Source organism: Rheinheimera marina, from assembly GCF_042654345.1.
GTDB lineage: Bacteria > Pseudomonadota > Gammaproteobacteria > Enterobacterales > Alteromonadaceae > Pararheinheimera > Pararheinheimera marina.
The window spans coordinates 66,970-81,216 of record NZ_JBHSGB010000004.1; the positions used below are offsets into that span (position 1 = coordinate 66,970).

Here is a 14,247-nt window from a genome sequence, read left to right on the forward strand (position 1 = left end):
CTGCTTAAGGTCGTTTAAAGCCGATCCGGAAGCCGCCCCAGTGGCGGCCCCGCACCCAAATAGGCACCGACAGGTCGTGTAGTATCTCGCCGGTGTCCCTCTTGTAGGTTTGCAATAACATGGTCTCGGTGTTGCTGCCACAACGACTGCCGGTTCTGTCGCTGAAAATCCGCTTGGTGCGGTTTTGCAGCAAGTCTTTCTGATAATCGCCGGTCAGGGGTTGGCTGTACTTTTTATTGTGGGTCGGGAAATAACCTTTTTTGTCGACAGCACCGGCGTACAGCACTATGGCATGGCGTTGCAACACCGGCTCCTGTATGGCCGGAAAATGCTGATCAGTAAAACTGTCGTAAGGCGTGTTGTATTTGGGCGGGTTGGTATTGGCAATCGCTGTATACTGCTCACTGAACAGCTGGTTTTCGCTCAAACGGCCGTCTTGCAACGCCTGTTCAAACAAGGCGGCAATGCTGGTCGCAGCCTGGCGGGCTTCCTGTAGAATGGGCGCATAAAAGCTATGGCTGGAGACTGTGCTGAGTTCGCGGTAAATACTTTCGGTTTCCACCGACAACTCAATGGCCTGGTCGGCGACCGTTTTGCCTTTGTGCTCCACCGCGGACAAGGACTGGTGAATGGCTTGCATGGCATGGTCAATCTGGCCACTGTTGTGTTCCAGTCCGGTACTGACCTGCTCAATTTGCTGCAATGCCGCCGACACCTGATTCACCTCATCATTAATGCCGCTGAAGCCGGCTGCCACTGCACCCAACTGCTGCTGCACAGTGGCGCTTAAACTGACCAGCTTTTGCATTAACGAGGCATTTTGTTCGGTTTGCTGACGGATATCGGTCAGCATGGCGGCAATGTCTGCAGTTGCTTCTGAGGTTTTACCGGCAAGCGCCCGCACTTCATCCGCCACCACCGCAAAACCCCGGCCTTGCTCACCGGCCCGGGCAGCTTCAATAGCAGCATTGAGCGCCAGCAGATTGGTCTGGTTTGCCACCCCGGTAATGACTTCAGTAATACGCTGAATACTGTCGGCGCTGTTTTTCAGCCGCTCCAGCTCAGTGGCAGTATGAGCCACCGCCTGGGTCAGCTCGCTGATCGTGGAGACGCCTTGCTGCAGGCTAATATCGGACTGCTCGCAGGCAGTGGCAGTGTGCATCAGGCTGCGGCTGATCTGCTGCAGGTTATCCGTCAGGCGGCCACTGCTGTCGGCCAGCTGCGCTGTCGCTTCACTAATGCGGCTGGTGTCGTCGTTGCTGCCCTGAATATCTTTGATCAAGCCATCAATATAAAAAGAGACTTCGGCAGAGCCAATGGCCATTTTCGAGGTGGCTTTGGTAATCGCATCGGCTTTTTCACTCAATGCCGGGGTTTGCGCAACAGCAGTCGTCTGGACAGGTTGTTGCTGACGCAAAAGCAGATAAGCCAAGCCAGCTGTGCTGAGCAACGCAAGTAACCAGACTGGCCAGCCAAACCACCACCAGACCAGTTGCGCCAGTAAGAATCCACACAAAACCAGCACGGATTTCATCGTCATGTCTACCCCGCAATCTTATAGTTGTAAAAACCAGTGTTTAACTTTTCGACAGCGGGTGTCAAACACTGGCCTTTCGACCACGACTAAAGTCTAAGTCGGTTACGCCTGCCGAACAGGTAAACCAGCGTCCTGCCAGGCCGTCATGCCACCGGCAATGGAATAGACTTCATGAAAGCCCATCCGGTGCAGTGACTCAGCAGCCAAAGCCGAGCGTGCGCCCGAACGGCAAATCAGGTACAGCGGCTGTTTCGCCAACTCAGTCAGCGCCAGCACGGCGTCTTTTTCCGCAGCCACCGCCGGATGGCTGTGCAACTGCATTTCCAGCACACCACGTGGCATGCTGACCGCATTCGGAATATGGCCTGCGGCAAATTCAGCCGGCTCACGCACATCAATCACACGAGGCTCGGTGGTTTTCACTAAGGCCGCCAGCTGTTCCACTGACAGCTCCTGAATTTTAGCTTTGGCTTCTGCCGCCAATTGAGCTCCGGTTTTCATGCTTCTATCCCCTTGTTTTGTCTGGTTTTACTATAGCAGGCGCTGGCTTTCACTCAACCATTGGCTGCAGATAATAGCGGGCCGCCTGCTGGCGTTGCTGCAGGCTAACCCCGGTCACGGCTGCGGCCACCACAGTGGCCAACCGGGCTCGAAGCTGGCGGATACTGGCGCTGTCGTTCGGGTAGGTTCTGTTGCTGAGTAACACCAGATAGGTGCCACTTTGAGGGTCCAGCCAGAAGCTGGTGCCTGTATAGCCGGAGTGGCCGACTGAGCCTACCGGAAACAACTCGCCACGTACCGATGCAAAAGCCGAGCTGATATCCAGCCCCAGGCCACGGGTTACAGCGCCCTGTTTGGTGCCAGACCAATGCGGGCTAATCATCAATTGGGCGCTGGCAGGCGATAACACAGCTGTCATTTGACCTTGCAGTGCCTGCTGCAGCATTTGCAGCCAAAGCGCTAAATCCGCAGCAGAACCAAATAAACCGGCGTGCCCTGCCACCCCATTCAGCCGCTGGGCAGTCGGGTCATGCACTATGCCTTGCAGTTGATCCACTCCGGCCGGTAAGCGCTGATAGGCTGGATGACTAGTGCGCAACGCAGTCGGCACCAGACGGCGTGCAATTTGGGCTGGCAGCGGGCAAAGCGGCTGACAGAGCGGCAGATAGCGGGTGTCGTGCATACCCAAAGGTTTCAACACCCAGTGCTGCATCAGCTCATGCAACGGCGTGGCCGCAGCCCGCTCAGCAATCAGCCCCAACAGCACAAAACCGATATCGGAATAGACAAACTGACCGGACGGCTGAGTTAAACGCAGAGCCGCCAGTTGTGCGGCAAAACCCTCTGCGGCAGACCAGTCGGAGCTGAGATCGAAGCTCGGCGGCAAGCCGGAACTATGGGTTAACAGCTGGCGGATGGTCAGCGCTTTCACCGCCGCGTCGGTCAGTTCAGGCAAGTAGCCGCCAATAGGGTCACTCAGGCTAAGCTTGCCCTGCTCCTGCAAGCGCAAAATTAAGCTGGCGGTGAGAGGTTTGGTTAATGAGGCCCAATCATAAATACTGTCTGGCTGCACGGCCGGGCTGTCGGCAGTGCTAAAACGACCAAAGGCTTTGTGGTACACCACCTTATCGCCTTGCCCTACCAGCAGCACCGCGCCCGGCGTCTGGCCAGCGGCAATGGCCTGTTGCATCAACTGGTCAAGTGGCTGCAAGCGCCCGGCATCCAGACCCGGCTGAGCCCAAAGCGGCAAACTGAAAAACAACAGCAAGAAGTAACGCATGAAGTGGCCCTGTAGCGGCAGATAACCCACTTTAAGGTAAAGTGTGCTTAGTCACCAGCCCACCAGACTCAGGCCAGACGCAGTGGATGCCCGGCAGGGACACCGAGTAAGTCCAACATCTGCACATCAGGTGTTTTGTCACACGCTGGTGGCACCACCAAGGTGGTAATTTGGTTTAACAAGGCTTTATCTAAATCTTTTAGCACTATCGACTCAATGCGGGGTTGCCAGATAGGCAAATCGGCCGCTTCGTACAACAGCACCTGATGATCGGCCGGGTAAATTTGCAGTAAGCGTTGTTGCAATGCCAGTGTACCCGTCTGGTTTTGCTCCAGCCGTTTTAAGCTAAAGTCACCCGCAATGGCAGCCTGCCACAAAATAAGATAGGCCGAGGTATCCACAGTGCGGCGGTAAAACAAAAACTGGCTGGCTTCAAACTGTGCACAGCCCTGCGCCATAGGGTCTATGCCCAGATCAGCATACAGGCAGGCATCCGCCGAAATACCGGCTTCCATTGTCGCCCGATAGCCCAAGGCGGTTAAGCGTCGGATCACCTCATGTGGTGGCCAGCTGGCTACACCGGGGTGACCATAGCAGGCCCAGACCACCTGTTTGCCTTGTTGCACAGCCGCCATCACCGCAGTAATCATGGCTTCGTAACTGTCGAGTCTTGACTGACCTGGCTGATAAAACGGCTGTAAATCGACCAGATTCGGATTAATTTTCTGCAGAAAACCTGTCAGATAGTGGCTGTTGCTATGGAAAAACACCAGATCGGCTGCTGCCAATCTGGCCCGCGCCAGCTCAGTGAGCTGGCTGCCAAGCATAATACCCAGGCCAATGCAAAATAGCTGGCCCTCAGATCTCATACCCAGATTCCATCTCAAAAGCCTGACAATAATTACGGCCAGCGGCTTTGGCCATATATAAAGCCTCATCCGCTTGTTGCAGCAGTTGATCAAAGCTCTGGCCTGGTAATGCAGTGGCGACACCAAAACTGGCGGTCACCTGTACTGCTTTGCCTTTGAGTTTAAATTGACGTTCAGCGATACGGCAACGGCAGTTTTCAGCCAGTTTTAACGCGTGTTCAGCGTCACAGCCCGGCAAAAAAATCGCAAACTCTTCACCGCCCATTCGGGCCAGTACATCCTGCTTACGCAGCGCCGACTGACAGAGTTTGGCAACCTGACGCAACACATAATCTCCGCTGGCATGACCGTACTGATCATTCAGCAGTTTAAAGTGGTCGATATCCAACATAATCAAACTTTGTTGCTCTGCCAGACGCCGGCTTTGTAACTGGGATGAAACCAGTTCTGTAAAATGCCGCCGGTTTAATAAATGGGTCAGATAATCTGTAGTGGCCAGTCGATGCAAATCCCGCCGCTTGCCATTCACCACATATAACGCCAGCAGTAACAATGTGACCAACGCCATACCAGCAAAAATCATCACCAACTTGTCATTGGTTTGGACATCCCGTTCCAGTCGCAACAAGTCATTTTGGTTCTTCAACAATGCCAGCGCATTTTCACTTTCCAGCAGATTTATTTGTGCCTGGTGATACGCAATATTTCTGGCTTTGTAGTCATCAAAATAAGCCTGTTGCACCTGGCTATATTCCTGATACGCCATCAGCGACTGAGCTACCTTACCCTCATCATGGTAAATTTTTGCTAGCAATAACAATGCCTTATTCCCAACCTCCAGGTCTTTCAACTGATGCGCCTGTTGTTGGACCATGAGCAAAATCTGCTCAGCATCCAAAGGTCGGTTTTGTTGAATGTAGACTTGAGCTAAAAAAAATCGTGCCTGCAGAATTGCCGGAGGAAACCCGATTTGTTCTAGCTCGCGCAACAAAGCAGTCATCTCAACAAGCAGCAAAGACTCCCCTGTCAGTAGTCGAGACTCCGCAAGGTAAAGAGCCAAGCTCGCAGTCATCAAGCGTTCGTTCGCTTTTTGGCACACAGCTCTGGCTTGTTCTGCCAACACTTGATCCTTGTAGTTTCCAAGCTTTAGCTGAACATGAATATTCAGCACTTGAGCAATACATTTTTGCCTGTCGTCCACAGCATAGCGCTGCAGATTATCCACAAACTGAGCCGCTCTCTGATAAGCCCCGGCGCTGACATGTAACTGAATTGCGACTGTATAAATGTTGGAAAGTAGCTCTTTATCCGTGATACGGTTGACTAACTGAAGGCTGCTAAACAAGTAGCTATACGCAGCGTCATAATCTTTCAGGGTTTCCTGAATATTTGCCAATAACAGATTTGCGCGAATTCGTTCTACCGGAAACGGGCTGGACGTCAGAGGAAGCATCAAATCGACAGCTTCGTTCAACTGACCTTTTATCGCTTTTAAATATGCTTTCAAATAAAGTAGGTGATGTTGCTGCTGTGCAGAAAGAGAAGCAAATCGGGTGTCCAGCTCCCGAACCAACTGCTCAGCCAAAACTGGATTAGAGGTTCTTAATTGTTGAGCCGCGTGCAACTGCTGCTCCGGTGAGTCGTATTGTTCAGCAAAAACTGGCCCGCAGAGTATCAACAGGCCCGAGTAAAGCAGAGACCGAACAAATGCGAAATACATTAAGGAATGTGATAGAACATAACAGCCTTGACCGATTTGCCAGTCAACTGCTCCACCTGAGCTTTATCGCCTGACAGCACAGCATCGATTTCATTCTGAGCCAAGCCGTAAGCTTGCATAGTGCCTGCAGCGTCTGCGAGATATTGTTGCTGAAGGTCGGTATTGGTAGCCAGTTCTTCAATAAATTGGGCGAGCTTTGACATCTTTCACTCCATGTTAACTGCAAATTGCGACAACAACGCCGCTTTGCCCAGCTTACTGTTGAACACAGGAGAGTGACAACATGAAATTAATGATAATCCGATGAATTAACTGTGAAATAACTCCAGCAAATCCTGCATGTCGCCCTGCCAGGCCTGTTGCTGGCCAAAGGCAAACATCTGGTCAGCCAGACCCTGCTTGTAGCTTTGTAACTGCTGCACTTTTTCTTCCACCGTATTGGCAGTGATCAGCTTATACACAAACACCTGCTTGTCCTGACCAATACGGTAAGCGCGGTCAGTCGCCTGCTGCTCCGCCGCCGGGTTCCACCAGGGGTCATAGTGGATCACTGTGTCCGCTGCGGTCAGGTTCAGCCCGGTGCCACCGGCTTTTAAGCTGATTAAAAACACCGAATTGTCGCCAAGCTGGAAGGCGTCTATCTGCTCCTGGCGCTTTTTGGTCTGGCCGGTCAGTTTGCTGTAACTGATGCCCAGGTACACCAGCTCCTGCTCGATCAGGCCGAGCATAGAGGAGAACTGACTGAAGATCAGAATTTTTCGGCCTTCGTCGACCATCTCCGGCAAGGTGTCGCGCAACCATTCCAGTTTGGCGTTGTGCTGCACCGACTGTGCCTGTTCAATAGGCACCAGCCGCGCGTCGCAGCAGGCCTGGCGCAGTTTCAGCAAGGCGTCCAGGTATTCAATCTGGCTGGCGGCCACCCCTTTGCGGGCAAACAACTCCCGAACTTTGGTTTCCATCACCAACCGGATGCTTTCGTACAAATTGCGCTGGTCGCTTTCCAGCTCCAGCAGCTGCAGAATTTCAATTTTATCCGGCAGCTCTGTCGCCACTTGTTTTTTGGTACGGCGCAAAATAAAAGGCGCAATACGGGCACGCAGCGCGGCGGCGCGTTCAGCGTCGGCCGATTTTTCAATCGGTTTACGGTACACCTGCTGAAAATGCGCTTCAGTGCCAAGCAACCCCGGCAGCACAAAATCAAACAGGGCTTTCAGCTCGCCCAGATGATTTTCCAGCGGCGTGCCGGTCAGCGCCAGCCGGAAACCGGCTTTCAGTTGACGCACCAGTTGCGACGCCTGGCTGGCCGAGTTTTTAATATGCTGTGCTTCGTCCAGCACCACAGCGCTGAACTGCTGATGCAAATACAAGGCGGCGTCCCGCACCAACAGCGGGTAGCTGGTCACAATTAAATCGTAGTCGGCCAGCTGCTCAAAATACTGCTGCCGCTTCGGGCCATACAAGGTCAGTACCTTTAAATCCGGCGCGAAGCGGCGGGCTTCGTTATGCCAGTTGCCCAATAAACTGGTGGGGCAGACAATCAGGGCCGGTTGCTGCAACTGGCCTTCTGCTTTCTGGTGCAGTATAAACGCCAGGGTCTGCAGGGTTTTGCCCAGGCCCATATCGTCGGCCAGCACACCAGCCAGACCAAAACGCTGCAAAAACACCAGCCAGTTCAGGCCTTGCTGCTGATAGGGCCGCAAGGTTGCCAGCAGACCAGCCGGAGCCGCCACAGCTTCAATACCCTGAAAATGCTGCAACTGGCTGACCAGCGTCTGCAAGCGGCCTGCGTTCAGATAATTAATTTGTTCGGCGCCGGGTTCTGGCAACAAGGCTGCTTTATAGGCTGGTAACTCCAGCTCCAGCGGTGGTTTTTTCAGGTTCAATAGTTCGACTATGGTGTCGATCACCGGCTGGATCAGGCTAAATGGCAACGCCACTTTGCCTTGCGGCAGGCTAAGCCAAAGGGTGTCCTGCGCCGCAGGTAAACCGTAACTGCGTAGCCACTGACTGATCAGTGGGAGCAGCGGTAACTGCTGACCTTCGACATCCACCTGAATGGCCAGGCCAAAACCGCCGTTGGCTTTGTCGTTCAGCTCAATATAAGGCTTGGCGTCCAGCACCGCCTGGTTAAAAGCGTTGTCCTGTTCCACCAGCCAACCCTGTTGCTGTAACTCGGGCAAGGCATTGAGCAACGGCTGCCACAACAGCGGGTTATCCGGGCCGTCACCACAATCAAACCAGGCAAAGGGCTGGTCTTTGTCCGCCACGGCGCGCAGCCCGTACTGAATGAGTTGGTTCAGCACCGCGGTTTCCAGCGTGCGGTCACGGCGGATAAACAGGGTTTTATCACCCTGCTGCAACTGCGTCTGTGCCTGCTGCAATGCCAGTGGCAGCCGGTAATCGCCGTATTGCATCAGCAGTTTGGCCACCGCCTGCGGCTGCTTTTGTCGTTGGCTTTGCAGCTGTAACTGCAGCACAGGTTGCGCTTTTAATTCCAGCTTCTGAATGGCGCTGGCGTCCGGCACAGGTAACGGCATAGCCGGAAACAGCTGCTGCAGTTTTTTCAGGCTGTCTTCCAGCACGGCAGCTGGCACAGGCGGCAGCCGCATCAGCAGCTTGAGTTCACGGCCTGACAGCGGTGACTGCAAATGGCCCAGCTGGTTATTCAGCGCATCCAGATAACAAGGCGGTTCAGTAAACACCAGCTCCAGTTCACCGTCGGCTTGAGGCTGCTGCAACAACTGCCAGCCCACTTTGGTTTTTAGCCAGCGCAGCTGCAGATCTTTCGGCTCGCGCCACTGCAGCTCACGCCGCTCTTCATCCAGCACAGCCCGGCCTGTGGCCAGCACTTGCTGCAGTACCTGATAACCCCATTCGTCTTCCAGCACGGAATGACGTTTGGCGTCAAAAGCGAAAAACTGCTGCAGTAACCGATAGTCGGCTTCCGGCATCCAGGCCGGACGCGCCTGCCCCAACAACTCGCCCGGGCTGATGATTTTGCCTTTGCTGTAATTGCCGTTGGCGGCTTGCTTCACCCGTTTGGGAGCCAGCTGCAGACCGACAGGTGCCGGTCGCAATTCGTACAACACCAGATCGTCGCTGTGTTCATCGGCCTGCTGTTGTTGCTGGGCGTCGTTAAACCACTGGTTCAGCAGCTTCAGCGGTTGCTGCTGGTTTTTTTGTGCTTGTTGTTCCAGTTGATGCCGCAGTTTCAGTAAGGCCGCCAACGCATGTTTGCAGCGCGGTCCTTCCGGACAGGTGCAGGAATCGGTCAGTTGCCACTGACCGGCGTCATCCTGGCTCAATACCAGCAGTTGCTTAAAGGGGCTAAAACCGTCGCCCCAGACCTGAGCACGGACCTGTGAAAAATCAGGCTCATAGTCCAGCTGCACCACTTTGCCCGCCAGGAAATAGGCGCGGGCCTTATGAAAAGTGGCGGGATGAAACCATAACTGCAGTTGCTCCGATGACACCGGAAACTCAAACTCAAGCGACATAACGACGAATTTTTCTGACACAAATGGGCGTTATGCTACCTCAAATTCAGCAACGGCCAAAGCTGCAAAAATTGTTATTGACCAGATCCTATCAGCCTGTATGATTTTTAGGTTCGCAGTGTTACTAAAAGGATTTGGTATGTCGTCTCCGCATCGTATGAAACAATTCAAAACCACAGCATTAGTCGCAGCACTGACCATCACGCTTTCTTCCTGTCAAACCGCCAATAATCTCGGCGAAAAACATGGCCGCACTTTTGTCGGTTGTGTCGGCGGCACTCTGATTGGCGGCCTGGCTGGCGCTTTGTTGGGCGGACGGGATGGCGCAGCGAAAGGAGCTGCCGCGGGTTTGGCTGTTGGCTGTGTGGCAGGACATCTCTGGGACAAACGGGAACAAGAGCTGAAAAAGCTGGCCCAGGAAGAGCAGATGAAAATCCAGCTTGAGCGTGTTTATCAAGCGCCGCAAACCGCTGACAGCACACCTGAACAAAAGACAAAAACTGCACAGGAACAACCGACAACTGTCGGGGTTGTAGCTCAAATTGAAGACAGCGCCATGTTTAACAGCAGCAGCGCTGAGCTGACCGCAGCAGGTCAGCGGCAGCTGGATAAACTGGCTCAAATTTTAAGCTCAGCACGCAAAGAGGAAGGCACAGAAAATACCCCTATTCTGGTCATAGGGCATACCGACAATACCGGCAGCGCTGACTATAACCAAAAGCTTTCTGAGCAGCGCGCCAAAACCGTCGTTGAAGTGTTAGCGGCCAAAGGCTTTGCCCGTGATCAGTTGTTTTTTCAGGGGGCTGGCGAAGGTCGCCCTATAGCCGACAACACCAATACCGCTGGGCGCGGCATGAACCGCCGGGTAGAGCTGGTTGAACTGAAAGACGAGCAGATGTTGCAACAACGCATCGCCGCCGAGCAGCAAAACCCTCGTTATATCCAGAAATCCGCCGCTCATCTTGCTCAGGTGCCTTATAGACCGGATGCTTCGACGACTGCCAAACCGAAAGCCAGCTCCAGCACAGCAAAAACCTCCCCTGTCGTAAGCAAGACAGCTACGGCGACTGGAATTGATTTTGGCGGCAGCCCTGCGCTGGCGGGACAATGGGCATTGGCATCACGCTTCTCTCCGGATTACAGCTCAGCAACTGGTTTGTTTAGTTCCGCAGTGGCCAGTGATGCGCCTATCCGCGCTTGCGCGGAAGATGAAATGCCTGTCATTGGTGAAGTAAAAAACCTGGCAGGCAAACCACTCACGGCCTATAGAACCAACGAGTTTTTACCTGGTATGAACGGCAAAGTCTGGGCATCTAAAGTCAATGGGCACGTGGTTTACATCAACCCGGTTGCTGTTCTGAATCACGACTACGCCATTGCTCAACAACCTCAGGTTGCCTTTACCAAAGACTACAGTGCCAGCCACAATAAAATTACGGCGAAATACCAGGGCCAGGCCAGCTTGTATCGCGGTAAAGATAATCTGCTGATGCGGGTCTTTATTGCCGATCAGTCCGCACCCATTCAATGCCTGGACGTGTTGCTGCCTTATGGCGGCAACTCTGCGATGGCAGGACAGCTGTATTACCCCAAAAATAATCAAGTGTTTGTCACAGACTATAAACCGGCCAGAACCGGTGTCTGATCAAGGAAGTAAAAATGGATGAGTTGAAATTATTCTTAGCCTCGTACTGGCAGTTAGTCAGTGCTTTTGTTGGCTTTATGCTGCTGGTGCTGGCCATCAAGGTTTGGTGGCAGGAAGTACGGTATTTGTTTATGCGTACCGGCTGGTCTCTGCCTTTGGCTGGCCGCTTGTCGCGCGCAGCTGGCAAAGACCACAAACTGGGCAATGATGGCTGGTACCCTATTGAAAAACAGGTCTGCCATGATTTTTATGTGCACTACAAAGACTTTAATCAAAGCCCGGACTATTACGAAAAATGTGCCGATTATCTGAATAAAGTTGAAGAAAGTGGTCGGAAAAAAAAGGGGCCGTTTCTCTGGTTACTGATCATCGGCCTGATTTTACTGGAAGCCGTAGGGTTTGCTTATGTGCTGGCGCCTTTTATGGCGAAGAATGCCTCAAGCAATGAACAAACCATGTTGGCCTGGTTTGTCGCCTTTCTGCTGTCGATTGCCGCCGTCTTACTGACGGAACTGACTGGTAAGGAATGGCATAAAAACAGCCTGATCAACAAAATTCGTGGCTGGTGGGAAATTGAAGGCAAACAATCCAATCTGATGCCAGAAAAAGACATCAGCATAGAAAAAACGTACCAGGATAACCAGAGCCCAAAATACCTGCAGGTGTTAAACCGGCTGTCAGCTAATGCACTGGTCACGCCCAGTTACAAAACCACGGTGATCACCCTGCTTTATATCTGTTTCCTGGCGGTAGGCGCTTATTTAGTGCGCAGCTACACCCTGGATGCAGACAATACCGAAATGGTGAATCAGGGCATGGTGTTTGAGCAGGCAGCAGGCACTGACCCATTTGCGCTGTTGGAGCAAAGCAGCGCGGAAACCAGCACAACAGACGATGCCATAGCTCTGCCGGCAGAACTGGCCGAAGTGAATGCCACTGCGGATCAGAAAGCAGCCAACGAAGCCACTCAAGCCCGTACCAGCGCCAGCAAAGTCACGTTCGTGATCTTGTCGGTTATTTTTGTGATGATTCAGGTGGTCGGTATTTACTTTGGTTTTGCCTTCAGCTTTGCCGGTAAAGAATCGGAAAAAGCCTTTAACTACACCAAAGACTTTAACAGTGCCGAAGAGCTGAATGAATGGTTGCAACTGAAGAAAGATTTAATTGCAGCGCAAGCAGAGGCTTATTTGCAGCGCCTACGGGAGAAAATGAGTCGCCGCGCCGTCATTTCGTCGAACGACCGTGAAGCTCTGCAATCCGGCAGCAGTGATCGTACCTTCCACCATTATCTGGTGCAGCACGAACAGAAAAAACAAATCAGCGCAGCACAACTGGCCAGCTCAGCTCAAACGGCGCCAATCAAAGCAACAGCTGCAGCTGCAGAAGTCCCCAGTTCACCTGCCGTATTAGTGGCTGTGCCGGAAAAAGCCGCTGAATTGGTGGATGCGACAGGGCATACTCTGCCTGCCGATCTGGAGGGCTTGGATTTGACCACCTTACAAGACGCCGATTTAGAGTTGCTGGCTGAAGAATACAAACTGGATTTGATCTGGCTGAAGAAACAACAGCGGCTGGCTCAGATTAAAAACAAAGCCAGGAACGCCTGATGAACTTAAAACTGGTTGTGCTGAGCTGCTGCCTGCTAGGCAGCTGCCTGGCTTACAGCGCTGAGCGCAATGATATAAAAAGTTGTTACCAGCACCTGAAACTACAAGCTCCGGCCTCTTCTGGCCGCGAGTTGGTGATGGTGATCGACGAAACCACCCAACTGACTAAAGAGCTGAAAAAAGAGGCGTTAAGCCACCTATTACGTTTTGTGCAGGCAGGCGATGCCGTCAAACTGTACCGCTTCTCTGCTTACCTGCCAGACAGCCATATGGCACTGGTGTTTGCCGGGCAGTTGGAAACTCAGTTATCACAAGAGCAACGTGACAGCACAGGTCAAAACTCGTTACGCCAGCTCGACAGCTGCCTGGTAAAACAGAACCAGTTTTTCCAGACCCAAATAGCGAAACGTCTGGCGGCCAGTTTTGGCGACACCGAAAAAAACATCGCCAAAAGCGAAATTTTTTATAGCCTGCAACAAATAGGTAAAGACTGGCAACAGAGTAAAGCCAGCGAGAAGGTGCTGTTTATGGTGTCCGATATGCTGGAAAACTCTGAGTTCACCAGCTTTTATCAGAACAACCAAATCAAAACGCTGGATGTGGCCAAAGAGCTCGCCATCATTGAAAAAAACCAGCTGAACGCCAATTTCAGTGAGGTGCGGGTTTATGTGCATGCTGCCGCTTTGGTTCCTAACCAGGTAAAACACGGCTACCGATCCGGCAAGGTGATTCAAAGCCTGCAGCAATTCTGGAGCCAGTACTTTGAGCAAGCCGGTGCCAGCCTGGAAGGTTTTGGTACCCCATCACTGACCACGGATTTACGTTAGTGACCGCAAGTACAAAACTACAAAAATTTACCGGTTGGTTGTTGGCGGCAATAGGTACCTTAATTTCGGCCTTTTAGGCGTTAATTACCTACCTATTGCCTGACCCATCAAGTTTGGGTTTAAGCTGGTTAAACTGGCAGAACTTAGTGGTGGTATTAGCAACAGCCTTGTCACTCTGCATGCTAATGGCTTATGCCTTTTTGCAAAGAGTCAACGTCTGGGTCCGTCATACCCTATTGCCTTTAAGCCTGCTTGGGTTTGGCAGTCTGATGTTTTCCTTTGGCTATTACTTCGACAACCCAGTGTTTCAGCAAACCTATCAAGCACCGCTGTACAAAGAAAATGCGTCCAGCAATCTGACCGGCCAACGTATTGTCAGCCTGGCATCGCTGAATATTCAGTTTTCCGGTTGCTTTAAACAATTGACCGAGCTGGCCTGTCGTCTTGAGCTAATCAACCAGGGTAAAGATGCCGACTTTGCGTTTCACAGCAAAACCAGTGCCTTTGACCCGCAAGGCAATGCACTGCAGCTGAAGGCATTGTTAGTGGGTGAAAAGAAATATGGCCCACGCGACAGCTTTGATTTAGCCAAAAACATTAAACGACCTGTCACCCTTGTGTTTGAACTGAACAATTCCGCTATCGGGCAGCTGGATTTATTACGCCTGCATTTTGACCACTTTAATCAGGGCGAAACCAAAGGGGTTAAGTTCAGTAATATCCCATTGTAGTCGCTTACATATACTGCCTTTCACAACTTGAGGA

11 protein-coding genes are annotated in these 14,247 nt (G+C 52.4%); 4 read left to right on the forward strand and 7 right to left on the reverse strand.

From position 1 onward, the window contains the following. Positions 1–4: 4 nt before the first annotated feature. From ACFO3I_RS03755 to ACFO3I_RS03785, 7 genes are all read right to left on the reverse strand, one after another. On the reverse strand, positions 5–1,540 hold the full coding sequence (locus tag ACFO3I_RS03755) for a methyl-accepting chemotaxis protein (RefSeq protein ID WP_377331888.1): 1,536 nt from the start codon (positions 1,538–1,540) through the stop codon (positions 5–7). A 99-nt stretch (positions 1,541–1,639) separates the two neighbouring features. Next, positions 1,640–2,038: a rhodanese-like domain-containing protein gene (locus ACFO3I_RS03760; RefSeq protein WP_377331889.1), complete on the reverse strand. Its 399-nt coding sequence runs from the start codon at positions 2,036–2,038 to the stop codon at positions 1,640–1,642. Positions 2,039–2,087: 49 nt separating this feature from the next. Beyond that, on the reverse strand, positions 2,088–3,317 hold the full coding sequence (locus ACFO3I_RS03765) for a serine hydrolase domain-containing protein (protein ID WP_377331890.1): 1,230 nt from the start codon (positions 3,315–3,317) through the stop codon (positions 2,088–2,090). Positions 3,318–3,385: 68 nt separating this feature from the next. Further along, on the reverse strand, positions 3,386–4,186 hold the full coding sequence (locus ACFO3I_RS03770; RefSeq protein WP_377331891.1) for an SAM-dependent methyltransferase: 801 nt from the start codon (positions 4,184–4,186) through the stop codon (positions 3,386–3,388). After that, positions 4,176–5,639 (reverse strand): GGDEF domain-containing protein, encoded by a 1,464-nt coding sequence (locus ACFO3I_RS03775; protein WP_377331968.1) that lies wholly within the window; start codon positions 5,637–5,639, stop codon positions 4,176–4,178. Before ACFO3I_RS03775 ends, ACFO3I_RS03770 begins: the two co-directional genes overlap by 11 nt. Before the next feature lie 266 nt (positions 5,640–5,905). Beyond that, positions 5,906–6,109: a hypothetical protein gene (locus ACFO3I_RS03780; protein WP_377331893.1), complete on the reverse strand. Its 204-nt coding sequence runs from the start codon at positions 6,107–6,109 to the stop codon at positions 5,906–5,908. Between the two features lie 105 nt (positions 6,110–6,214). Next, entirely contained in the window at positions 6,215–9,403 is a 3,189-nt protein-coding gene (locus tag ACFO3I_RS03785) for a DEAD/DEAH box helicase (protein WP_377331894.1), read from the reverse strand. A 139-nt stretch (positions 9,404–9,542) separates the two neighbouring features. Between ACFO3I_RS03785 and ACFO3I_RS03790 the strand changes: the two genes are divergently transcribed. The 4 genes from ACFO3I_RS03790 to ACFO3I_RS03805 all read left to right on the forward strand — a co-directional run bounded on the left by ACFO3I_RS03790 (position 9,543) and on the right by ACFO3I_RS03805 (position 14,213). Then, a complete protein-coding gene (locus tag ACFO3I_RS03790) occupies positions 9,543–11,048 on the forward strand; it encodes an OmpA family protein (protein WP_377331895.1) in 1,506 nt (501 codons plus the stop codon). A 14-nt stretch (positions 11,049–11,062) separates the two neighbouring features. Beyond that, complete coding sequence (locus ACFO3I_RS03795) at positions 11,063–12,655, forward strand: hypothetical protein (protein WP_377331896.1); 1,593 nt, start codon at positions 11,063–11,065, stop codon at positions 12,653–12,655. Then, positions 12,655–13,482, forward strand: coding sequence for a hypothetical protein (locus ACFO3I_RS03800; protein WP_377331898.1), 828 nt, complete (start codon positions 12,655–12,657; stop codon positions 13,480–13,482). The genes ACFO3I_RS03795 and ACFO3I_RS03800 overlap by 1 nt, the downstream gene beginning before the upstream one ends. Positions 13,483–13,631: 149 nt before the next feature. Continuing rightward, positions 13,632–14,213, forward strand: a complete 582-nt coding sequence (locus ACFO3I_RS03805) for a hypothetical protein (protein ID WP_377331899.1) — start codon at positions 13,632–13,634, stop codon at positions 14,211–14,213. Positions 14,214–14,247 lie beyond the last annotated feature (34 nt).